At 54.0% G+C, this 21,462-nt stretch carries 21 protein-coding genes; 16 read left to right on the top strand and 5 right to left on the bottom strand.

Going from position 1 to position 21,462, the window contains the following annotated elements:
* Positions 1 to 11 precede the first annotated feature (11 nt).
* From TALK_RS05500 to TALK_RS05510, 3 genes are read left to right on the top strand one after another with little or no spacing between them, the layout of a single operon-like run.
* Positions 12 to 2,105 carry an FUSC family protein gene (locus TALK_RS05500; RefSeq protein WP_085616715.1) on the top strand — a complete coding sequence of 698 codons (2,094 nt, stop codon included), beginning with the start codon at positions 12 to 14 and terminating at the stop codon, positions 2,103 to 2,105.
* A complete protein-coding gene (locus TALK_RS05505) occupies positions 2,102 to 2,305 on the top strand; it encodes a DUF1656 domain-containing protein (protein ID WP_085616717.1) in 204 nt (67 codons plus the stop codon). The genes TALK_RS05500 and TALK_RS05505 overlap by 4 nt, the downstream gene beginning before the upstream one ends.
* Positions 2,306 to 2,313: 8 nt before the next feature.
* Positions 2,314 to 3,207 (top strand): efflux RND transporter periplasmic adaptor subunit, encoded by an 894-nt coding sequence (locus tag TALK_RS05510; RefSeq protein WP_085616719.1) that lies wholly within the window; start codon positions 2,314 to 2,316, stop codon positions 3,205 to 3,207.
* A 107-nt stretch (positions 3,208 to 3,314) separates the two neighbouring features.
* On the opposite strand, the gene TALK_RS05515 is transcribed toward TALK_RS05510, so the two are convergent.
* A complete protein-coding gene (locus TALK_RS05515) occupies positions 3,315 to 4,370 on the bottom strand; it encodes a substrate-binding domain-containing protein (protein WP_085616721.1) in 1,056 nt (351 codons plus the stop codon).
* Positions 4,371 to 4,624: 254 nt separating this feature from the next.
* On the opposite strand from TALK_RS05515, the gene TALK_RS05520 reads away from it, so the two are divergent.
* From TALK_RS05520 to TALK_RS05555, 8 genes are all read left to right on the top strand, one after another.
* A complete protein-coding gene (locus TALK_RS05520) occupies positions 4,625 to 5,503 on the top strand; it encodes an HpcH/HpaI aldolase/citrate lyase family protein (RefSeq protein WP_085616723.1) in 879 nt (292 codons plus the stop codon).
* A gap of 92 nt (positions 5,504 to 5,595) precedes the next feature.
* Positions 5,596 to 6,648 (top strand): MaoC family dehydratase, encoded by a 1,053-nt coding sequence (locus tag TALK_RS05525; protein WP_085616725.1) that lies wholly within the window; start codon positions 5,596 to 5,598, stop codon positions 6,646 to 6,648.
* A gap of 274 nt (positions 6,649 to 6,922) precedes the next feature.
* Positions 6,923 to 7,303 carry a succinate dehydrogenase, cytochrome b556 subunit gene (gene sdhC / locus TALK_RS05530; RefSeq protein WP_085616727.1) on the top strand — a complete coding sequence of 127 codons (381 nt, stop codon included), beginning with the start codon at positions 6,923 to 6,925 and terminating at the stop codon, positions 7,301 to 7,303.
* 27 nt (positions 7,304 to 7,330) lie between these two features.
* The gene (gene sdhD, locus TALK_RS05535; RefSeq protein ID WP_085616729.1) at positions 7,331 to 7,714 is read left to right on the top strand and encodes a succinate dehydrogenase, hydrophobic membrane anchor protein; all 384 of its coding nucleotides are present in this window, start codon (positions 7,331 to 7,333) and stop codon (positions 7,712 to 7,714) included.
* 4 nt (positions 7,715 to 7,718) lie between these two features.
* Positions 7,719 to 9,515: a succinate dehydrogenase flavoprotein subunit gene (sdhA, locus tag TALK_RS05540; protein ID WP_085616731.1), complete on the top strand. Its 1,797-nt coding sequence runs from the start codon at positions 7,719 to 7,721 to the stop codon at positions 9,513 to 9,515.
* Between the two features lie 25 nt (positions 9,516 to 9,540).
* Positions 9,541 to 10,320 carry a succinate dehydrogenase iron-sulfur subunit gene (locus tag TALK_RS05545; protein ID WP_085616733.1) on the top strand — a complete coding sequence of 260 codons (780 nt, stop codon included), beginning with the start codon at positions 9,541 to 9,543 and terminating at the stop codon, positions 10,318 to 10,320.
* Between the two features lie 292 nt (positions 10,321 to 10,612).
* Positions 10,613 to 11,284 carry a hypothetical protein gene (locus tag TALK_RS05550; protein ID WP_245829700.1) on the top strand — a complete coding sequence of 224 codons (672 nt, stop codon included), beginning with the start codon at positions 10,613 to 10,615 and terminating at the stop codon, positions 11,282 to 11,284.
* A complete protein-coding gene (locus TALK_RS05555) occupies positions 11,281 to 11,958 on the top strand; it encodes an HAD family hydrolase (protein WP_085616735.1) in 678 nt (225 codons plus the stop codon). Before TALK_RS05550 ends, TALK_RS05555 begins: the two co-directional genes overlap by 4 nt.
* A gap of 19 nt (positions 11,959 to 11,977) precedes the next feature.
* Here TALK_RS05555 and TALK_RS05560 read toward each other — a convergent pair whose 3' ends face one another.
* Genes TALK_RS05560 through puuE form a run of 4 tightly spaced genes read right to left on the bottom strand, consistent with a single transcriptional unit; the run spans position 11,978 to position 15,045 of the window.
* Complete coding sequence (locus TALK_RS05560) at positions 11,978 to 12,487, bottom strand: ureidoglycolate lyase (protein ID WP_085616737.1); 510 nt, start codon at positions 12,485 to 12,487, stop codon at positions 11,978 to 11,980.
* Entirely contained in the window at positions 12,484 to 13,515 is a 1,032-nt protein-coding gene (gene alc / locus TALK_RS05565; RefSeq protein WP_085616739.1) for an allantoicase, read from the bottom strand. Before alc ends, TALK_RS05560 begins: the two co-directional genes overlap by 4 nt.
* Positions 13,516 to 13,565: 50 nt before the next feature.
* Positions 13,566 to 14,093, bottom strand: a complete 528-nt coding sequence (gene uraD / locus TALK_RS05570; protein WP_085616741.1) for a 2-oxo-4-hydroxy-4-carboxy-5-ureidoimidazoline decarboxylase — start codon at positions 14,091 to 14,093, stop codon at positions 13,566 to 13,568.
* Positions 14,094 to 14,124: 31 nt separating this feature from the next.
* Positions 14,125 to 15,045 (bottom strand): allantoinase PuuE, encoded by a 921-nt coding sequence (gene puuE / locus TALK_RS05575; protein ID WP_085616743.1) that lies wholly within the window; start codon positions 15,043 to 15,045, stop codon positions 14,125 to 14,127.
* Between the two features lie 424 nt (positions 15,046 to 15,469).
* Between puuE and uraH the strand changes: the two genes are divergently transcribed.
* From uraH to TALK_RS05600, 5 genes are all read left to right on the top strand, one after another.
* The gene (gene uraH / locus TALK_RS05580) at positions 15,470 to 15,823 is read left to right on the top strand and encodes a hydroxyisourate hydrolase (protein ID WP_085616744.1); all 354 of its coding nucleotides are present in this window, start codon (positions 15,470 to 15,472) and stop codon (positions 15,821 to 15,823) included.
* Between the two features lie 7 nt (positions 15,824 to 15,830).
* The gene (gene xdhA, locus TALK_RS05585; RefSeq protein ID WP_085616746.1) at positions 15,831 to 17,324 is read left to right on the top strand and encodes a xanthine dehydrogenase small subunit; all 1,494 of its coding nucleotides are present in this window, start codon (positions 15,831 to 15,833) and stop codon (positions 17,322 to 17,324) included.
* Complete coding sequence (xdhB, locus tag TALK_RS05590; RefSeq protein ID WP_085616748.1) at positions 17,317 to 19,725, top strand: xanthine dehydrogenase molybdopterin binding subunit; 2,409 nt, start codon at positions 17,317 to 17,319, stop codon at positions 19,723 to 19,725. The genes xdhA and xdhB overlap by 8 nt, the downstream gene beginning before the upstream one ends.
* 5 nt (positions 19,726 to 19,730) lie before the next feature.
* Positions 19,731 to 20,825, top strand: coding sequence for a xanthine dehydrogenase accessory protein XdhC (gene xdhC / locus TALK_RS05595; protein ID WP_085616750.1), 1,095 nt, complete (start codon positions 19,731 to 19,733; stop codon positions 20,823 to 20,825).
* Between the two features lie 111 nt (positions 20,826 to 20,936).
* Entirely contained in the window at positions 20,937 to 21,419 is a 483-nt protein-coding gene (locus tag TALK_RS05600) for a nucleoside deaminase (RefSeq protein WP_245829702.1), read from the top strand.
* The last annotated feature ends 43 nt before the right edge of the window (positions 21,420 to 21,462 follow it).

Raw genomic sequence — 21,462 nt, forward strand, 5'->3', positions numbered from 1 at the left:
GGGAGGATTTCATGTTTACAAATATTCTTGCCTTGCGGCCCAAAGGTTCTGACTGGCTGTTTTCTGCCAAGACATTTGCCGCTTCGGTTCTGGCTCTGTTCATTGCATTGGCATTCGATCTTGATCGTCCGGTTTGGGCGATGGCAACGGTTTACATCGTCGCCCATCCGTTATCGGGGGTTTTGGCATCCAAGGCGCTTTATCGCGTGATCGGAACGATATTTGGCGCGGTCGCGGCTATTGTACTGGTGCCAAATCTGGTTGATGCACCGGTGTTGTTATCGCTTTCGCTCGCACTTTGGGTTGGGGGATGCCTGTATCTGTCACGGTTGGATCGAACGCCCAAAAGCTATCTTTTCATGCTGGCTGGTTATACCGCGGCGATTGTTGGTTTTCCCTGCGTGACCGATCCGGGGACAATCTTTGACACTGCAATTGCGCGTGTGCAGGAAATCTCGTTGGGGATTATCTGTGCGACTGTTGTCAGCCATGTGGTGTTTCCCCGGCATGTTGGTCCGGTCATTGCCGCGCGCATTGACGGCTGGATGGCGGATGTCGCCAAACTGGCGACGCTTAGTTTTGATGTGAATTCCGAAGCAGACAAATTGTATCGGGATCGCGCACGTATTGCTGCTGATATTGGTGAACTGCATGGTCTTGCGGTTCATTTGGGATATGAAAAGTCACGGTTTAGCGGGCGGACTCGCCAATTGCAGGCACTGCAAAGTGCCATTGCAGCATTGTTGCCGGTTCTTTATGCGGTTCATGACCGTATCACGGCGCTGACCGAGTATTGCGGACAGATACCTGATGCGTTGCAAGTTATTCTGGACGATGTTGCCGCCCATCTGGCCATGGAACAACATGATGGCGCAAGAACCCGTGCCCTTCATTTGCGGATCACCACCTATGGCGAGGCATTTGCCAACCCTTCTGACTGGGCTGGTTTGTTGCAGCTTAACCTTTGCAGCCGATTGCATAGATTGCTGAACTTTCATGCCGATTGTTGTTTGATCTGGGATGGGTTGCGCGCCGGATCTGTGCCCGCCGAGGTGGTTGATCGTTGGCGTGATAGTGCCAGGGATCAGGCCTTGCACCGCGATCATGGTGTGGCGTTTCGTTCCGGGTTAACGGCTGTTATCGCGACCTTGCTGGTTTGTGGGTTTTGGATTTTGACGGCCTGGCCATCAGGGGCAACGGCGGCAATGATGGCGGCTGTTGGGGCCTCTATCATGTCGTTTTTGGATAATCCGGTGCCCGCGTTGAAAGGTTTCATCCGATATACGGCAATGGCGATTGTGGTGGTAGTGATCTATAGCCTTGCGATTTTGCCGGGCATTGATGGCTTTGCACTGTTGGTGATGGCGTTTGCACCATATTTTCTTTTACTGGGTGTCTTGATGACGTCGCCACAGACCTATGGTTTTGGTCTGGCGATGCTGGTCAATGTCGTGATGATTTTAAATGTCGATACGGCTTATAACAGTGATTTCGCCACCTTGCTTGATAGTGGCATTGCTTCGCTTGCCGGGTTTGCCGTTGCCGCCCTTGTGACAGCCTTTGTACGCAGTGTCACAGTTGATGACAGTATCCGGCGTTTGGTGATAGCCAATTGGCGCGATATCAGCGCGATTGCACGCGGGACGTTGAAATTGCCGCGCATGGTCATGATCCGCCGCCTGCTGGATCGGCAAGGGTTGATTTTGCCGCGTTTGGCGCTTGCGCCGGATTATCGTGACACGTTGATGCGCGCAATGCCCGAGGTTTCTATCGCGGCCAGCCTTCATGATTTGCATCGGTTTAAGGTGCTGGCCGATCGCCGTATTGCGACCAAGATTGATGTCGTTTTGCGAAATATAGCGCGCCATTTCGACAATCGGCGTCGTGATTTCTTAGCCATTCCTGATCCGATGATCCTTGAAGAAGTCGATAATATTCTGCGCGAAGTGGTGGCGGACGCATCGTCACCGGGGCGCGATAAATTGCTGATCCCGTTGATTGCGCTGCGCCGGACCTTGTCCAAAAGAGGTGCGCCAATACTGGGTCATCCGGCAGAAAAGGCCTTTGTTGCCGATTTGCCGCCCCTGATGGGAGAAACCGCATGATTAATCCGATGGTTGATATTTACGGCGTGTTTATACCCGCTTTTCTGATGATGGCGCTTGCTTCCTGGTTCTGTCTGAAAGTGCTGCATGTCGGTCTTGCGCGGATCGGTTTTTACAAGATAACCGCGCATCCCGCCCTGACGGATCTGGCCCTGTTTGTGCTGATCCTGACCGCACTTTCGGCCTTGTTTGTTCAATAGGTGACGATATGAAACCGACCTTTGCCAATTTTCTGCGCGTTCTGGTGACGCTTGTCCTTGTCCTGGCGGCTTCGGCCGGGGGGTATCAGCTTTATGATTACTATATGAATGCACCCTGGACGCGCGATGGCCGCATCAGTGCCGATGTGGTGGCGATTGCACCCGATGTTTCCGGGCTGGTCCATGATGTGCAGGTGACGGACAATCAGCTTGTTCATGCCGGTGATCTATTATTTACGATCGATCCGGCACGGTATCAGGTTGCGGTGGATCAGGCGCAGGCCAAGCTTGAAACGGCTATCGCCGCACGTGATCAGGCCAAACGAGAAGTCAAACGTTATCAGGGACTTGATAGTGACGTCGTTTCGCGCCAGAAAAAAGAACAGGTTAAGACCAGCCTTGCGACGGCAAAGGCGGCGGTGGATCTTGCGCAGGCCGATCTTGCGTTGGCGATGATTGATTTGTCACGGACCAAGGTGGTTGCGCCGGTTGACGGGATCATGACCAATTTTTCGTTGCGCCGGGGAAATTATGTTGGTGCCGGACAGGCAATTGCCGCCTTGGTCGATAGCCAATCATTTTACGTTGCCGGGTATTTTGAAGAAACCAAATTGCCGCGTATCGCCATTGGTGATCCGGTTGAAATCCGCCTGATGGGTGAAGAAAACGCGATCTATGGCCATGTTGTCAGCATTGCCAGCGGTATTCAGGATAGTGAACGTACCGGTACAGGCGGCAATCTTGCCAATGTCAAATCGACATTTAGCTGGGTCCGTCTAGCGCAGCGCGTGCCGGTTCGCGTTTCAATTGATGATGTGCCAGATGGCGTCCTGCTTGTCGCGGGGCGCAGTGCCACGGTGACGGTGCTGGGTGCCAAGGGTCTGACCTTCTTGGGGCTTTAGGATCAGGAACGGTTCGTTTTGGGTGAATGAAACCGTCCAAATGGCAGAGACAACGTTGCAGGATAAGGCTTTGTGCCTTTCCATGATGATATCGGGCCGGGGTGCGGTTACATTTCCGGTCTGTCTTTTGGATCTTCTTCTGTATAGCGCATGATTTTTAATGGCAGTTCGGGGATGGGCAATGCCGTGTGTTGATCGACAATGTTGCGAAGTGCAGTATAGGACAGCTCCCCCATTTTGAAAAAATCAATGGTGACATAACCCTGGACCAATCCAGAATGCACAAGCTGTTCCTGTTCCGGGGACAGGGTGCCGGTTGCCATAAGTAAAAGCGGCCTGTGGTCACCGAATTCCTGAAGCAATGATTGCAAGGGTAATGTGCTGTCGTCAACCAGCCAAGAGCCAACCGCGACCACAGCGTCAATGCCAAGAAGGGAAGAAATATTTTTCAACTGTGTCAGAGCAACTCTTTGATCGCCTTTGTTGTAAAGCGGGCAACGCTGATATTCGATCCATCCCGTTCCTTCTGCCAGAGGTTCGGATGTTTCTGTGGTGTCTGGTGTGTTCTGGATGGTGTTGTGGTCAATCACCGGTTCCCGCAGGCCGTGGCGCACACCGGCGATGCGTCGGTTCAAATTGGGATCGTCGCGTCCGCTGCTGAGGATACAAAACGTCCGGCCATGTGGCATGCTTTGGCGTAACAGGGCCGCCAATTCCAATCCGACGGAAAAGTTATCATTGCCGACGTGAAGAATTCGAAGACCCTGATAGGGTTCGGTCAAATCAGAATCATAGGTGATAACGGGGATATTGGCCTTGCGGGCTTCGGCAAGGCCGGTTGGGGCAATGAAATCAGAACGGGTGACTGAAATCATGATGCCGTCAACCCTGCGGTCAATCGCATTGCGAATGGCATCAAGTTGCCCGCGAAAATAGCCGTCAGTTGTGTCACCCAGAAGCAGGCAGGTATCCCCCCTTTCCTTGGCGGCAGCCTTGCAGCCATACCACGCTTGTAGGAGGTTGGGATCGTCGATGCCCTTGGGTATCATAGCAAATGTCAGGCCATGGGCGGTGACATTACCCGCCAAAAGGACCAAGACGATTATTGAGCAGAATAGATTCTGAAACAGGTCTTCCAACCCGGCTTTGGCTTTTGCCAGCATGCTGGTCTCCACAACCTGATAATCAGGGATTCTCCGCTCCGGGATGCGCGAATCGACATGGCGATTTGCGTCATTATTGGTTGAGATAGATATGGGGATGCGGGGCCAGGCATTGCAACAGGAGAGCGGTTTTTAGAAGCGTTGTTTTTTTGCCGCACTGCGAAAGTTGACTTGCAGTGCGATGTAATCTTGGGTAATTTTCGCAAACAATATTGAATATTATTGAACGAAAATTATCAATCTGGAGTTTCCCGATGGCTGTAATCGCCCGTCCGCGCCGTTCCGTGCTTTATATGCCGGGCTCAAATGCCCGTGCATTGGAAAAGGGGCGCAGCCTGCCTGCGGATGGCCTGATCCTTGACCTTGAGGATGCGGTGGCACCCGATGCCAAAGATACCGCCCGCGATCAGATTGTGGCCGCCCTTGCTGCGGGGGGGTATGGCAAGCGTGAAATCCAAATCCGGACCAACGGGCTTAATACTCCGTGGGGGTATGCTGATATCGTGGCGGCGGCCAAAACATCGGCCGACGCGATCTTGCTGCCCAAAGTTGAAAGTGCCGATACGGTCCGTCAGGTTGCCGCGATCATGGAGGCCGAAGCTGCGCATGCCGATATGCGTATCTGGTGCATGATGGAAACGCCGTTGGCAATGTTAAACGCCCGGGAAATTGCGGGCGCACATCCGCGCCTTGGCGGTTTTGTCATGGGGACATCCGATTTGGCCAAGGATTTGAACTGTGCCCATACCCCGGATCGTTTGCCGATGATCACAAGCCTTGGATTATGTTTGCTGGCAGCACGGGCCTATGGGCTGGCGATCCTTGACGGGGTGCATCTTGATCTGGCTGACGATGCCGGATTTGCGGCGTCCTGCACGCAGGGGCGTGACATGGGTTTTGACGGCAAGACCCTGATCCATCCCAAAACCATTGCGGCGGCGAACACGGCATTTGCCCCGGCAGAGTCGGAAATTGACTGGGCGCGCAAAATTATTGCGGCCTATGAAGACGCCGCAAGCGAGGGCAAGGGCGTTGTGGTTGTCGATGGCAAGCTGATTGAAAACCTGCATGTGGTATCGGCCAAACGTTTGGTCGCCATGGCGGATCAGATCGCAGAAATGGACGCGGCCTGATTTTATCACAACGGCATAACACACCAAAAGGCATGGTCGTGAAAGCCGTCTAATCCGTCCAGCGCGCTAAAAACAAGATGCAGGGAGGCACCATGGCATCGAAGACGAATCCCGGGAATTTCTTTGAAGATTTCCGCATCGGTCAAGAAATGCGTCACGCAACGCCGCGCACCATCACCACCGGCGATGTTGCGCTGTATACCGGGCTTTACGGATCGCGCTTTGCGGTATCGTCGTCGGATGAATTTGCCCGCCAGATCGGTTTTGACGGTGCGCCGGTCGATGATCTTTTGGCGTTTCACATGGTATTTGGCAAAACCGTACCGGATGTGTCGTTAAATGCGGTGGCCAATCTGGGCTATGCCGGGGGCGTGTTTGGCGCGCCGGTTTATCCGGGTGATACGGTCAGTACGGTGTCGACCGTGACCGGGCTTAAGGAAAATTCCAACGGCAAGACCGGCGTGGTTTACGTCAATTCCGTCGGGCGCAATCAGCGCGGTGAGATGGTTTTGGATTACAATCGCTGGGTCATGGTGCGCAAACGCGATGAAAATGCGCCAGCACCCGAAACGGTCTTGCCCGAATTGCCAAAAGTCGTCGCGCCCGAAGCCTTTCAAATCCCCAAGGGTTTGGATTTATCGGCCTATGATTATGAACTGGCTGGATCACCGCATCGTTGGGATGATTATGCGGTGGGCGAAAAGATTGACCATATCGATGGCATGACAATCGAAGAAGCCGAACACCAGATTGCCACACGGCTTTATCAAAACACCGCCAAGGTCCATTTCGATCAAGTCGCGGCAACGGCCGGGCGGTTTGGCAAACGTTTGATTTATGGTGGGCACATCATATCACTGGCGCGCGCCTTGTCGTTTAACGGGCTTGGCAACGGGGTGCGGATTGCCGCGATTAATGCCGGGGCACATGCCAATCCGGCCTTCGCGGGCAATACGATTTTTGCCTGGTCCGAGGTGTTGGAGAAATTTGAAATCCCGGGAAGACGCGATATGGGTGCGCTTCGTTTGCGCCTTGTTGCGGTGCGTGATCAACGGGCCATTGATTTTCCATTGCGCAATACAGATGGTAAATACGATCCAAAAGTCCTCTTGGACTTTGATTATACGATTCTAATCCCCAAATAATCGAACAGCTGTAAGCTTGCGTAATAAGGTCTAATTGTGCGATTGCTAAAAGCACGTTATGCCGTATTCCTGCTTCAGGGGGTAACCTCTGGCCCTTCCCGCAGGGTGCAGACGGCTTTTGAGAGGTCAATATACGTAGTTTAACCGAGGCGAAAACGGGACTTGATCACTGATTTCTTTGGATTTCAAAGGCGTCTAGATTGACTCAAACCCGTTGCATGGGTAAATAAACCCTGCTTTCCCGCCAGCTACTTTGAGAAGAGGCAAATCCGCTATGAGCAAAGCCAATCGGCCGCTGTCTCCGCACTTGCAGGTGTACCGGCTTCCGATGGCAGCAAAGATGTCCATTTCTTTCCGCGTGATGGGTGTCGGTCTTGCTATTGGTTTCGTATTTCTGGCGTCCTGGCTGATTGGTGCCGGCGCCGGTCGTGACGTCTTTAACGGCTATCACGCATTTTTCACCTCGTGGTTTGGTCTGTTGCTGCTGTTCGGTTGGACGGCGGCGTTTTATTACCACGCTTGCAACGGTGTCCGGCATCTTGTCTGGGATACCGGTCGCGGCCTGTCGAACGAGGGAGCTGCAAAAGGCAACCCGATCGTCTTTGGCGCGGCAATCGTGCTGACCATTCTTACCTGGATCATCGGTCTGGCGTAAGGCCGGGCAAGAGGGGACAAACCTGTCATGAAAATGCAATCCGATCTGGGCCGTGTTCGCGGCCTCGGTTCTGCTAAAAGTGGCTCGTCGCACTGGTGGACCCAGCGCGTTACCGCTGTCGCAAACCTTCCGCTCGGCATCTGGTTCATCGTATCGATCCTGTCTGGTCATACGGCCAGTTATGATGCTGTCCATGCATGGCTGAGCTCGTATTTCCATTCGACCATGATGATCTTGATGATCGTCAGTGTGGCCGTGCATTGTACGCATGGTTTACAGGTCGTGATCGAAGACTACGTGCACAATCGTAAAGCAGAAATCGTATCGCTGATGCTGATCAAAGCTGTGGCCGCCTTCCTGTCGGTTGCTGCCATCGTATCGGTCTTGCGTATCGTTTTTGCCGGAGCCTGAACCAATGAGCGAATCTTATAAAATCATCGACCATGACTACGATGTTGTCGTTATGGGCGCGGGCGGTGCCGGTCTTCGTGCAACGCTGGGGACGGTTGAAGCCGGCCTTAAAACTGCATGTATCACCAAGGTCTTTCCGACTCGTTCACATACCGTTGCCGCCCAGGGTGGTATCGGTGCGTCGCTTGGTAATATGTCCGAGGATCACTGGCAGTGGCATATGTATGACACCGTCAAGGGGGCAGACTGGCTGGGCGATCAGGACGCGATCGAATATATGTGCCGGAATGCTGTTCCGGCGGTTCATGAACTTGAACATTACGGTATGCCGTTCTCGCGGACCGAAGACGGCAAAATCTATCAGCGCCCGTTCGGCGGTCATACCCGTGATCACGGCAAGGCCCCGGTTGAACGTGCCTGTGCTGCCGCTGACCGTACCGGTCATGCCATGTTGCACACGTTGTATCAGCAGTGCCTGAAACACAAAGCCGAGTTCTTTATCGAATATATCGCCCTTGATCTGATGATGGACGAAGACGGCACGTGTCGCGGTCTTGTCGCATGGGATCTTGATTCCGGCGAAATGCACCGTTTCAACGCCAAGATGACCATTTTGGCGTCGGGCGGTTACGGGCGTGCATTCTTTAGCTGCACCTCGGCGCATACCTGTACCGGTGACGGTCATGGCATGGTGGCCCGTGCGGGTCTTGGTCTTCAGGACATGGAATTTGTTCAGTTCCACCCGACCGGCATTTACGGTTCGGGCTGTTTGATCACCGAAGGCGCCCGTGGCGAAGGCGGGTATCTGACCAACTCCGAAGGCGAACGTTTCATGGAACGTTATGCCCCGACCGTGAAAGACTTGGCATCGCGTGATGTTGTGTCGCGCGGTATGGCACAGGAAATCCGCGATGGTCGTGGTGTTGGTGAACACGGTGAATACATCCATCTGCATCTTGAACATCTTGGTTCAGAAGTGCTGTGGGAACGTTTGCCGGGTATTACCGAAACCGCAAAAATCTTTGCCGGTGTTGACGCGACCAAGGAACCGATCCCGGTTCTTCCGACGGTCCATTACAACATGGGCGGCATTCCGACCAACTATAAGGGCGAAGTCCTTAACCCGACCGCCGATAACCCGAACCGTGTCGTTCCGGGCCTGATGGCGGCCGGTGAAGCGGCTTGTGTGTCTGTTCACGGTGCAAACCGTCTTGGCACCAACTCGTTGCTTGACCTTGTTGTGTTTGGTCGTGCTTGTGGTCTTCATGCCGCCGAGGTTGTCGATCCGAAAGCATCGTTCAAGGAACTCAAAACCACCGATGGCCAGACGGCCCTTGATCGTTTTGATCGCCTGCGCTGGGCCAAGGGTTCCCGCCCGACGGCTGACATCCGCCTGGAAATGCAGCGTGTGATGCAGGGCAATTGCGGTGTGTTCCGTACGGCCGAAATTCTTGGCGAAGGTGTCGAGAAACTTTCCAAAACCGCAGCAACACTTCCCGATGTTGCCGTTTCGGATCGTTCATTGATCTGGAATTCGGATCTGGTCGAGACGATGGAACTTGAGAATCTTATGGTTTGCGCCGCAGCAACCATGAATTCCGCCGAGGCCCGTCACGAATCACGCGGGGCGCATGCCCACGAGGATTATCCGAAACGCGATGATGACGTCTGGATGAAACATACGATTGCGACTGTCGGTTGGGACAAGGGTTATGGTGTTGATCTGACATATCGTCCGGTTAACAGCTTCACCCTGACCGATGAAGTCGAGTATATCGAGCCGAAAGAACGCGTCTATTAAGGCGCGGCAAGAGAGGATTTGAGAGATGGTAGAATTCAATCTTCCCGCCAATTCGGTCGTGAAAGAGGGCAAATCGTTCTCAGCCCCGGCTGACGCGAAAAACACTCGCAGCTTCAAGATCTATCGTTATGATCCTGACAGCGGTGATAACCCGCGGACCGATACTTATGATATCGATCTGGATAAGTGCGGTCCGATGGTTTTGGACGCGCTGATCAAGATCAAGAACGAAATTGATGCGACCCTGACGTTCCGTCGTTCGTGCCGCGAAGGCATTTGCGGTTCGTGCGCGATGAACATTGATGGCCGTAACACGCTTGCGTGTCTTAAGCCGATTGATGACATCAAGGGCGAGGTTAAAATCTATCCGCTGCCGCATATGCCGGTGGTGAAGGATTTGGTGCCCGATCTGTCGCAGCCTTATGCGCAGCTTGCCTCGATCGAGCCGTGGCTTAAAGCCGATAGCCCGCCGCCGGTTGGCGAGCGTCTGCAGTCGCGTGAAGAACGTGCACAGCTTGACGGTTTGTGGGAATGCATTTTGTGCTTCTCGTGCTCGACCGCGTGCCCGTCCTATTGGTGGAACTCGGACCGTTATCTTGGTCCGGCTGTTCTGTTGCAGGCTTATCGCTGGTTGGCTGATTCGCGTGACGAATATACCGGTGAACGTCTTGACATGCTTGAAGATCCGTTCCGCCTGTATCGTTGCCACACGATCATGAACTGCACCAACACCTGCCCCAAAGGCCTGAACCCGGCCCTTGCGATCACCGAAATCAAAAAGATGATCGCAGAACGCCGCGCCTAATCTGGCAGCGCCATAAAAAAGGCTTGTTAAGCCAACACGTTAAAGCCGCCGGTGATCAAATGATCCCGGCGGCTTTTCGTTTTTGCCTCGGGTTATTTGCCAAGCTGTTAATGCCTGCATTACTGAAATGGGCTATAATCGGTTTGGCTCTTTTTACGAAAAACAGGGAATGAACGCCTTGCCAGATCGTCGCCAATTTCAAATTCGATCTTTATATCCCGCGATTGCGGTTGCTTTGCTGCTGGGACTGTCGGCCTGCGGAGAAACCGGGTCGAATTGGGAACCCCAGGATATGTTTGCAAGCCCGGCAGAAAAGCCTGTTGATGAACGATATCGGGCGATGATCGATTTCAAGGCGTTGTCGCGTGACGATGCGGGGATCGACTATGCCGCCGGGCCAAGTGCTACGGTTTTGGGCGCGGTCGAAGAAGCCGTTGCGTTGTGTCAGGAAAAGGGCGGGCAGGGCTGCAAGGCGGTGCGAGTTGGCCTTACCTATGTTGATGGGCTTGATGTCGACAGCATTAAATCCGTGATGGAAGGCTATCAGAATACCATGCTGGCCGAAGCCATGCAGGCGGCAAATGCCGGAAATGCAGGGGCGGCGAACTGGCTGGCGTTTCATTATGCCACACGCGGTGAAAACCTGGCCGAGGCAGAACGCCTGATCAAGCGGGCCTTGCAGGTCGCCCCCAACGATCCCGGGGCGCTCGATACCTATGGTCTTGTCTTGTACAAACAGGGCAAATATCAAGAGGCTGAGGACGTCTTTGTTACGGTCAACAAGGCAATGCCCACGGCCGAACATATCGCGCATTTCGCCGATAATGCGCTGGCGATGGGCAAAACCGATATGGCGCGCGCGGCCTATCAACGCGCCCTTGCCGCGCAGCCAAGTGCGGTCTTGTCACAGGAAATTCAGAAACGTTTACTGGCGTTGGACCTTGGCGGGGCGGCCAAACAATGATCGAACTTGTGATTTTTGATTGTGACGGCGTCCTGATCGACAGCGAGGTTTTATCCTTTGCGGTTGATACACAGGTATTGGCAGGTCACGGTATCGAAATGACGGCAGATGTTTTGGCGCGCCGTTATGGCGGTGTTTCTTACGGCGAAATGATCGCGCAGTTAAATGACCAGCACACAACCGCGATTGATGCGGTGGCCTATCAGGCCGAATGCGAAGGAGTACTTGAAGGTCTGTTTGAAACGGATCTTCGGGCGATTTCGGGCATCAGTGATGTTTTGAAATCGCTAGCGGTGCCGTGTTGTGTGGCATCGGCGAGTGATCTGGCGCGACTTGATAAATGTCTTGGCGTGACGGGGCTTTTGGAATTTTTTGGCCCGCGGATATTCTCGGTCGAGGAAGTTAAACATGGCAAACCCGCACCGGATATTTTCCTGCATGCCGCGAATGAATGCGGATTTTCGCCAGAAAGATCGATCGTGATTGAAGATAGCCCGGCAGGCATCGTTGCCGCACAGGCGGCTGGAATGCGGGCTGTCGGGTTTCTTGGTGGCGGGCACCGCAGCCCGGAAGACGCCGATATTCTGATGGATGCCGGGGCCGAGGACGTGGTCGGTAACGGGGCCGAGTTACACCGTTACCTTGCCAATATAGGATTGGTGATGGCGGCGTGATCGCTTTGGTTTTGAGCCGTTAGACCGGCCAATCCAGCGTAATCACCGTGCCATCGACCCGCGGTAAATCAATTTCATTGAGGTTGTTTCCCGGCCCACTGCGATCAACGATCAGAAAGTTGCTATTGGGTTCAAGCACCAAAAGCGGATGATGCCAGACGTTTTTGCCATAGGTGACACCCTGTGATCCGTCGGAAATAAAGGCGCGCAGGTTTTCCGGTTGGGGAATATCCGTGCCATCGGCGACCACAATCAGGAATTTCTGACCCGCCATTGGGACAAAGGCCTGCGAGCCGAGTGGATGGCGTTCCATCATTTTGATTTCAATCGGCATCGGACGCGGAGTACCGCGAAAGATGCTGATGATCGGAGCGCCACCTGCGTCCCCGGCATCGACGCGTGAAATATCATGAAACCGGGTCGTGGTGCCCAGATTGATTTTGTATTCATCGCGTGCGGTTGCGGTTGAAATCACCTCGCCAAACGGGGCAAAGGCATCGGGCGTGAGTGGTTCGACTTTCAGTTTCATCGCTTTGCCGGTTTACCAAGAATACGCAACCGGCTGATGCCGCCATCGGGGATCGAATTGACGCGCAAATGCGATACCGGGCCAAGGGCGGCAATCATGGATGCATCAAATTCATGGATATGGTCGGCTTGCATTTTTTGTTCGGGCAAAATGGTTTGCCAGAACATCGAGCGCGCGCGTAGCGACTTATCCTTTTCGCCGTCAACAAAGGCGGCCTGGATCGACACACGATCAGGATAGTTGCCTTTGAAATGGCAGGTATCGACGATGATTTTCTCAATCTCGCCCGGATGGCCGAGTTCGATGATCAGCCATTCATTGCCCGGTTCACGACGGCGGCGGGTTTCCCAGCCATCGCCCATATTGATCCCGCGCCCCGGTGCCAAAATGGCATTCGGATTGCCGTAATGCGAATCTGACCATGCCAGAACAACGCCGCCATTGATCATGGCCGCCAGATCGACCTGTTCAGCCCCGCTGGCCATGGTGGACCAATCGCGATCCGGGCGGCCATAAACCCGCAGGCGCGCCACCCCGCCATCAGGATAGATATGCAAACGTACATGGGTGAAGACGCCGTCGGCGGTAACATCGGCAAAGTGATGGGCATCGGCTTCTACCCCGGCGTGCAAGCCGATCGGAGCGACGATTTCGATCCATTTTGCGTCATCTGCCGGATCACCATCCGGGCAATAGCAGGCCTCAAGCGATGCGGCGGGCGGGAAATTGCCGGTGAAATGGCTGGTATCGATATCAACTCCGTAAATTCGGCCCGAGGTTGCCAACCGCACCACACAGTAATCATGACCTTCGACACGTTTGCGGCGGCTTTCCCAGCCATCCATCCATTTGCCGTTATCATCGTATTTATCGGGATAGAAAATCGCATCGGCGGATTGGAGCATGCGCTGTTTGTCGGCAAAGAAATCATCGGTCGCAAAGATTGCAGTTGCGCCCAGACGTTCATCGGCCAGATTAACAAAGCGCCGGGTAAATTCCGGTGTGTCGTGGTCTGTATGGTGGCTCATAGTTTGTAAATCCTGATTATCGGTTATTTTATCCGGGCCGTTTATCACAGTCAAAGGGCGTCGAGACGTAATCTGGCAATGCGATGGACCTGATTTATAGCCTCGTTAAATTCGGTTTCGACATCGTTTTTCACGCGCCGTTCAAACGCGTTCAGAATGTCGGTCCGATGGAACCCCTTGACGGCAAAGATGAACGGGAAACCGAACTTCTTTTTGTAGATGTCGTTCAATTCGGTAAATCGTGCCAATTCATCTGCTGTGCATTGATCAAGCCCGGCACCGGTTTGTTCGTTTTGCGATGATTGTGTCAGATCGGCCAATGCCAGTTTGCCCGCAAGATCGGGATGGGCGCGCAGCAAGGTGCGTTTGTCATCATCGACTGCACCGTTCACTACGGCCGCCATGGCATCGGCCAAGGCAGCCGGATTGTCGAGTGCCGGTGTGATGCCGCGATCATAAAGCTGTTTGGCGATCCACGGCGAATGTTCGTAAACCCCGCCATACATCGAAATAAAGGCACTTTGGGCCAATGTGCTGGGCGGGCGGGTTTCAAACAATGATTTTACAGGTTCGGTCATATCAGTTTTCAGTTCTTGTTATTCTTGGCGTTTAGTCTTTGCCCGGAAACGGATGATGTTCGCGCCAGTGACGGGCAATATCAACACGGCGTGCAAACCAGACATCGTCATGGCCGCGCACATAATCGACAAAGCGTTTAAGGGCGGCAAAGCGGCCCGGACGACCGACAAGACGGCAATGCAAACCGACCGACAGCATTTTCGGCGTTTCTGCGCCTTCTTCATACAGGGTATCAAAGCTGTCTTTAAGGTATTGGAAATATTGTTCGCCGGAATTAAAGCCCTGCATCGCGGCAAAGCGCATGTCATTGACATCAAGGGTATAGGGTACGATCAGATGCGGTGTTTCGGTCTGGGTTGACCAGAACGGCAATTCGTCACTGTAGTCATCGGCATCATACAGAAAACCGCCTTCTTCGGCGACAAGGCGGCGCGTATTCGGGCCGGTGCGCCCGGTGTACCAGCCCAGCGGACGTTCGCCGGTGACGCCTTTGATGATGTCGATGGCCTTATGAAGGTGTTCGCGTTCGAGGTCTTCGGGGAAATATTGGTAATCGATCCAGCGATAGCCATGTGAACATATTTCATGCCCGTCTTGCATTGCGACTTCGCCAACCTTGGGGTTGCGGGCCAGTGCCATGGCAACTGCGAACAGGGTGATTGGAATCTGACGTTCGCGAAACAGGTTCAGGATGCGCCAGACACCGACGCGCGACCCATATTCATAGATCGATTCCATGCTCATATGGCGCACACCTTCGCGCATATCGGCACCGATGATTTCCGACAGAAATGCCTCGGATGCGCGGTCTCCGTGAAGGACGCAGTTCTCGCCGCCTTCCTCGTAATTCAGGACAAACTGAACCGCGACGCGGGCCTTGCCCGGCCAATTGGCCTTTGGCGGATTGGCCCCATAACCAATCAGGTCGCGTGCATAATTCTGGTCGGTCATCTTTTGCCTCTTTTGATATTGCAACGCCCGGCTTTGTGTCGCGGGCGGTTTGGTGTAGCATTAACCATAGGTCGCAACGCAGCAAGGAAGAACTCTTGCAGGGCGATCCATGGATTGAAATGCCGCACTATCAATCTGACTTTGATAATGTTCCTGGACGGAAAATCGGTATAGCCGCGTTTTTATTGGCTTTTTAAGGCGTTTGTCTGGCGTTAAGCGTATTGTGCACGAAGTTACGGCAATCGTTTTTCAAAGAATAATTGATATAGTTTCACTTTATCACCTCTTTCCACGATTGCTGTGCAAATGCGACCTTTTTGAAACGCTATAAAAAATTCGTTCGGCACAAAACGACAAATTACAAAAGCCGGACCAGGGAAGAAGCGACCGACCACGCCATGAGAGAGAAAAGAGGAGGCCCAACATGGGACGACTAACTACCCATGTTCTAGATACGGCAAAAGGTTGCCCGGCGGGCGGCATTCGGATCGAATTGCATCGTTTTGGTAACGGGCATGATGATCTGGTCGCCGAAGCCGTGACCGATGCCGACGGCCGCACTGAATCACCGATGCTTGAGGGGGCGACTTTCAAGCCGGGGAGATATCAGCTTGTCTTTCATGCCGGTGAATATTTCGATGCCATCGGTCTTGATTTACCAGATCCGAAATTTTTGGATCAGGTTGTGATCCGGTTCGGTATTTCGGATGGGCAGTCGCATTATCACGTGCCGCTGTTGCTATCGCCGTTTGGCTATTCCACCTATCGTGGTAGCTGAGGCCGTCATGACGATACCGGTCGCAGATCTGCGCAATGACATCCGTTTCCTGTTTGGCAACGAAGAACACAGTTTGCGCGATATCGATCCGCAGATGACGGTTCTGAACTGGCTGCGCCTAAGCGCGCGCAAAACCGGTACCAAGGAAGGCTGTGGCGAGGGCGATTGTGGGGCTTGTACCGTTGTTCTGGGCGAACCGGACGGCAAGGGCAGCATGCGTTATCGCACGGTCAATGCCTGTATACAGTTTATGCCGACCCTTGATGGCAAACAGCTTTTGACGGTTGAGCATCTAAAATCCGATGGTGGTAACCTGCATCCGGTGCAACAGGCCATGGTCGATACCCATGGATCGCAATGCGGTTTCTGTACGCCGGGCTTTGTTATGAGCCTGTATCAGCTTTGGCTGGACGGGGGCGAGGATGACCGTGGGGCGATCAATGATGCACTGGCGGGGAACCTGTGCCGCTGTACCGGCTATGGTCCGATCATCGAGGCCGCCCGAAAGGCCGGTGGCATCAGCGCCAAAGATCCCGTTGAACAGAAACGCCGTGTGGATATTTCTGCGCGTCTGAATGCAATGGTTGATGATGCGCCAATGCTGGCGCTTGAAACGCCCGTTGGTCGTTATTTTGCCCCGCGCAGCAGTGACGCACTTGCCGATCTTTTGGTTGCCCATCCGGATGCGACGGTTTTGGCCGGGGGCACCGATGTTGGGCTTTGGGTGACCAAAATGTTAAAGCGGTTGGACCCGATTATTTATATTGGCGATGTCGCTGATCTGAAATCGGTTCGCGAACAGGGTGGTGTTCTGACCATCGGGGCCGGTGTGACCTATAGCGATGCGCATGATGCGTTAGGTCTGATTGCGGCCGATGTCGGGGAATTGGTGCGTCGAATCGGATCGCGGCAAATCCGCAATGCGGGCACCGTGGGGGGCAATATTGCCAACGGGTCGCCGATTGGCGATACGCCACCGGCGTTGATCGCACTGGGCGCACGGATTGTTTTGCGAATGGGTAATGTTCGGCGCGAAGTCGCACTTGAAGATTTCTTTGTTACCTATGGTAAACAGGATCGTGCCCGCGGCGAATTCGTGCAAAGCGTGATCGTGCCCAAACCCACGGCCGGAACGCAGTTTAAAGCCTATAAGATTTCCAAACGGTTTGATCAGGATATTACTGCGGTTCTGGCGGCATTTTCCATTCGGGTTGAGGATGGCAAGGTCACCGAATTCCGCGCAGCCTTTGGCGGTATGGCCGGAACCCCGATGCGGGCGAAACAATGTGAAGCTGCCGTGATTGGACAGGATTGGGACGAGGCGAGCTTGACCCTTGCCCAGCAGGCACTGTCGCGTGATTTTGCCCCGATGTCGGATATGCGCGCGTCCAAGGAATACCGCATGCTGGTCGCGCAGAATCTTTTGACCAAGCTGTATATCGAAACAACTGTGCCCGAAATTGCCACCCGTCTGGTTGGCAGGGAGGCAGCCTATGTCTAGGACGCCATCCCAATTGGTTGATCAAAAAGAACCGGGCGAGCTTATGGCCCCGACGCCCGGTCTTTTGGGCGGGGTGCGGTCGCCCAGCAAACATGACAGCGGCCCGAAACACGTCACGGGCGAAGCGGTTTATATTGACGATATTCTGGAACCGTTCGGGACGCTTCATCTGGCACCCGGTGCCGCGACCATTGCGCATGGCAAGATCGTGAAAATGGATTTGTCCAAGGTGCGATCCGCCCCTGGTGTGGTCTGTGTTCTGACCGCCGATGATGTGCCGGGCGTGAATGACGTATCCCCGGCCCATACCCATGATGATCCGGTTTTACCCGATGGTATTGTGCAGTTTTATGGTCAGCCGGTTTTTTGTGTTGCTGCCGAAACCCGTGAACAAGCGCGGAATGCCGCCAAACTGGCGCATATCGAATATGAAGAACTGCCCGCGGTTCTGAGCACCGAAGAGGCGCTTGAAAAACAGCAATTTGTTGCCCCGCCGCATGTGATGGCACAGGGGGATGCCGTGTCGGCATTGGCGCGTGCCAAGCATCGCCGGTCGAGCAAGATGGAAATTGGCGGGCAGGATCACTTTTATCTGGAAGGCCAGATTACCTTTGCCATCCCGCAAGAAGATGGCGATGTCCTTTTGCATTGCTCGACCCAGCATCCATCCGAAGTGCAGCACAATATAGCCAATGTCCTTGGTCGTCCGGCCAATGCGGTAACGGTGGAAGTCCGTCGTATGGGCGGTGGTTTTGGCGGCAAGGAAACCCAGGCATCACAATGGGCGGCATTATCGGCGATTGTTGCGGTTAAAACCGGACGTCCGGCCAAGATGCGGTTGGATCGCGATGACGATATGGTCATGACCGGCAAGCGCCATGACTTTATTGTCGAATATGATGTTGGTTTTGACGATGACGGGCGGATTTGCGGGCTGGATATTCAATATGCCACCAATTGCGGATTTTCGGCCGATCTGTCAGCGGCGATTTGCGACCGGGCAATGTTCCATACCGACAATGCCTATTACCTTGGTGATGTTGAAATCCGGTCTTATCGTTGCAAAACCAATTTGGTGTCGAATACCGCGTTTCGCGGGTTTGGCGGGCCACAGGGCATGGTCGCGATTGAACGGATTATTGATGAAATTGCCCTGACCCTTGGTCGGGACCCGCTTGATGTGCGAATTGCCAATTACTATGGCATCAACGACCGTAATACGACGCCCTATCACATGACGGTCGAAGATAATGTTCTGGCCGAACTGACTGACGAAATCGTCACGTCGAGTGACTATCGCAAGCGTCGGGCCGACATTGCAGCCTTTAACGCCGACAGCCCGGTGATCAAACGGGGATTGTCTATCACGCCGGTTAAATTCGGAATTTCCTTTACCACGTCATTCCTTAATCAAGCGGGTGCGTTGATCCATATCTATCAGGATGGATCGGTGCATTTGAACCATGGCGGCACCGAAATGGGCCAAGGCCTGTTTATCAAGGTTGCCCAGGTCGTGGCCGAGGAATTCCAGATTGATCTGGATCGGATCAAGATTACCGCGACCAATACCGGCAAGGTGCCCAATACATCGGCAACCGCGGCATCCAGCGGTGCGGATATGAACGGCATGGCCGCACGTGATGCGGCCATCACGATTAAGAACCGCCTGATCGCATTTGCCGCCGAAAAATATGGTGTTGCCGAGGCCGCCATCCGGTTTGTGCCCGGGCGGGTTATGATCGGTGACGTTGCAGATGTGGAATTTGCCGATCTGGTTAAACAGGCCTATCTGGCGCGGGTGTCCCTGTCGGCAACTGGATATTATGCCACACCGAAAATCCATTATGATCGTGAAACGGCATCGGGACGGCCGTTTTATTACTTTGCCTATGGCATCGCCTGTTCCGAGGTGATGATTGATACCCTGACCGGTGAAAACAAGGTCACGCGGGTTGATATTTGTCACGATGTTGGCCGCTCGCTGAACCCAGCAATTGATCGTGGTCAGATTGAAGGCGGATTTATTCAAGGCATGGGATGGCTAACATCCGAGGAATTATGGTGGAATGATGCGGGTCAGTTGCGCACTCATGCGCCGTCAACCTATAAAATCCCTGCATGTTCCGATCGACCGGAAGATTTCCGCATTAATATCTGGAATCCCGGAAGAAACGTTGAAAAATCCATTCATCGATCAAAAGCAGTTGGTGAGCCGCCTTTGATGCTGGCAATTTCCGTTCACCGTGCGATTGCCGATGCGATTGCATCGATTGGAGATGGCAAAGTCATTCCGATGCTTGATACCCCGGCAACACCCGAGGCGGTGTTATATGCCGTGGCAGGTGTGGCAAAGGGTATGATCGCCCGACACCACGATACTATTGTAGCGGCAGGGGAATAGGCATCATGCGCTTGTCACCGCACGACCATATCACTGTGTTGCAATCACCCGATCCGGTGATGCTGATCAGTGTTGCGGCGATTGCGGGCTCTACCCCGCGCGAGGCCGGGGCGTTTATGCTGGTGAGCGAGACGGCGATTGCCGGAACGGTTGGTGGTGGCAATCTTGAACACCAAATCACGGTCCGGGCGCGCAAGGCATTGCTGGAACGTGGCAATGCTTGTGATGTTGCGGGCATCGGCGCCGAGTTTGGGGGTGAGGCTGGTGTTGGTGTTTCTGGTGGGGCCGAACTGGTGCGGTTCCCGCTGGGGCCGGGGCTTGGCCAATGTTGCGGCGGTTCGGTTGAAGTCGCGTTTCATTGGCTGGATGGCTTGCAAAAACAGCAATTGGCTGATGCCATTTGCCGTGGTGCGGGTATAGCACAGCATACCGCCGGGGCTTGGGTCACCTTGCCAATGGATGGGGCGATGAGTGTTGTGGCGGTTGAGGGCGATGATGCTGCGACTTTGGCGAAGATCTTCGCCGGGGTGCGGGGCGGAATTTGTCAGTGGGCGGGCCGGAAAATGCTTTGTCTGCGCCTTGATGACGGGGCGACGCCGCTTTGGCTGTTTGGCGCCGGGCATGTTGGACAGGCGATAGTGCAATCACTGGCACCTTTGCCGTTTGATATTCATCTGGTCGATTCGCGGGATGATTATTTGACGCTTGCCGAAACGCCAAAACTTCATATCCATCAAAGTGATCGGCCCGAAGACGAGGTGGCAGATATGTCTGCGGGGGCATTCGCATTGATCCTGACGCATAGCCACGCACAGGATTTTGATATCTGTCGGGCAGCATTGATGCGCGGTGATCTTGGGTTTGTGGGCATGATCGGCAGCCAAACCAAACGTGCGCGCTTTGTCCGAAGGCTTCAGGATCGAGGACTGGGGACGTCGGAAATCGGGCGTTTGACCTGTCCAATTGGAATTGACGGTATTATCGGTAAACAGCCCGCCATTATCGCGGCATCGGTTGCTGTGCAATTGCTGCGCGTGCGTGAGGCAGGCATGGCACAAAATTCGGGAAACAGGGTCGCACAAGACGGCCTTTCTGGATGATAAAGCCTTCATTGCAAGGTGTATAAATGATAAAGGGCCGCGCCAATAGTGGCCTGATCAGGAAAGACGATCCGGACATCGGATCAAGGGTTCATAAAGGGAGATTTGGCTGTGTGTAAGGCCAATCACAAGCAAGAGCATATGCTGCGTGCCGTGCAATTATCACGGACGAAAATGGATGAGGGATGTGGCGGCCCATTTGGCGCGATCATTGTCAAGGATGGCAAGGTCATCGCCGAAGGTTGGAACAAGGTGACGTCTTGCAACGATCCAACAGCCCATGCCGAAGTCAGCGCCATTCGTGCCGCCTGTGAAGCACTGAATAGCTTTAATCTTGCCGGATGCGAGATTTACACCAGTTGTGAGCCCTGTCCGATGTGTTTGGCTGCGATCTATTGGGCGCGTCTGGATAGGATCTATTATGCCAATTCGCGCCAAGATGCGGCGGCAATCGGCTTTGATGATCAGTTTCTTTATGATGAAGTGGCAAAACCGATCCCGGATCGGAGCCTGCCATGCGAACATGTGGAATTGGGGGAAGCGCGGGATGTCTTTGCGGCATGGGATGCCAAGGAAGACAAAATCGCGTATTGAGACCGTTTGATTAGCCGGTCGTGAACAGGTAATACCAACCAAT

This window comes from Thalassospira alkalitolerans (genome assembly GCF_002115745.1).
Lineage (GTDB): Bacteria > Pseudomonadota > Alphaproteobacteria > Rhodospirillales > Thalassospiraceae > Thalassospira > Thalassospira alkalitolerans.

Excerpts from the sequence above, each read along its gene's own strand:
- puuE (WP_085616743.1), bottom strand. The coding sequence starts at position 15,045 with ATGACCGACCAGAATTATGCACGCGACCTGATTGGTTATGGGGCCAAT.
- uraD (WP_085616741.1), bottom strand. The coding sequence starts at position 14,093 with ATGACCGAACCTGTAAAATCATTGTTTGAAACCCGCCCGCCCAGCACA.
- TALK_RS05560 (WP_085616737.1), bottom strand. The coding sequence starts at position 12,487 with ATGAAACTGAAAGTCGAACCACTCACGCCCGATGCCTTTGCCCCGTTT.
- TALK_RS05545 (WP_085616733.1), top strand. The coding sequence starts at position 9,541 with ATGGTAGAATTCAATCTTCCCGCCAATTCGGTCGTGAAAGAGGGCAAA.
- TALK_RS05510 (WP_085616719.1), top strand. The coding sequence starts at position 2,314 with ATGAAACCGACCTTTGCCAATTTTCTGCGCGTTCTGGTGACGCTTGTC.
- sdhA (WP_085616731.1), top strand. The coding sequence starts at position 7,719 with ATGAGCGAATCTTATAAAATCATCGACCATGACTACGATGTTGTCGTT.
- uraH (WP_085616744.1), top strand. The coding sequence starts at position 15,470 with ATGGGACGACTAACTACCCATGTTCTAGATACGGCAAAAGGTTGCCCG.
- TALK_RS05550 (WP_245829700.1), top strand. The coding sequence starts at position 10,613 with ATGTTTGCAAGCCCGGCAGAAAAGCCTGTTGATGAACGATATCGGGCG.
- TALK_RS05500 (WP_085616715.1), top strand. The coding sequence starts at position 12 with ATGTTTACAAATATTCTTGCCTTGCGGCCCAAAGGTTCTGACTGGCTG.
- xdhC (WP_085616750.1), top strand. The coding sequence starts at position 19,731 with ATGCGCTTGTCACCGCACGACCATATCACTGTGTTGCAATCACCCGAT.
- xdhB (WP_085616748.1), top strand. The coding sequence starts at position 17,317 with ATGTCTAGGACGCCATCCCAATTGGTTGATCAAAAAGAACCGGGCGAG.
- sdhC (WP_085616727.1), top strand. The coding sequence starts at position 6,923 with ATGAGCAAAGCCAATCGGCCGCTGTCTCCGCACTTGCAGGTGTACCGG.
- xdhA (WP_085616746.1), top strand. The coding sequence starts at position 15,831 with ATGACGATACCGGTCGCAGATCTGCGCAATGACATCCGTTTCCTGTTT.
- TALK_RS05515 (WP_085616721.1), bottom strand. The coding sequence starts at position 4,370 with ATGCTGGCAAAAGCCAAAGCCGGGTTGGAAGACCTGTTTCAGAATCTA.
- alc (WP_085616739.1), bottom strand. The coding sequence starts at position 13,515 with ATGAGCCACCATACAGACCACGACACACCGGAATTTACCCGGCGCTTT.
- TALK_RS05525 (WP_085616725.1), top strand. The coding sequence starts at position 5,596 with ATGGCATCGAAGACGAATCCCGGGAATTTCTTTGAAGATTTCCGCATC.
- TALK_RS05555 (WP_085616735.1), top strand. The coding sequence starts at position 11,281 with ATGATCGAACTTGTGATTTTTGATTGTGACGGCGTCCTGATCGACAGC.
- TALK_RS05520 (WP_085616723.1), top strand. The coding sequence starts at position 4,625 with ATGGCTGTAATCGCCCGTCCGCGCCGTTCCGTGCTTTATATGCCGGGC.
- sdhD (WP_085616729.1), top strand. The coding sequence starts at position 7,331 with ATGAAAATGCAATCCGATCTGGGCCGTGTTCGCGGCCTCGGTTCTGCT.
- TALK_RS05505 (WP_085616717.1), top strand. The coding sequence starts at position 2,102 with ATGATTAATCCGATGGTTGATATTTACGGCGTGTTTATACCCGCTTTT.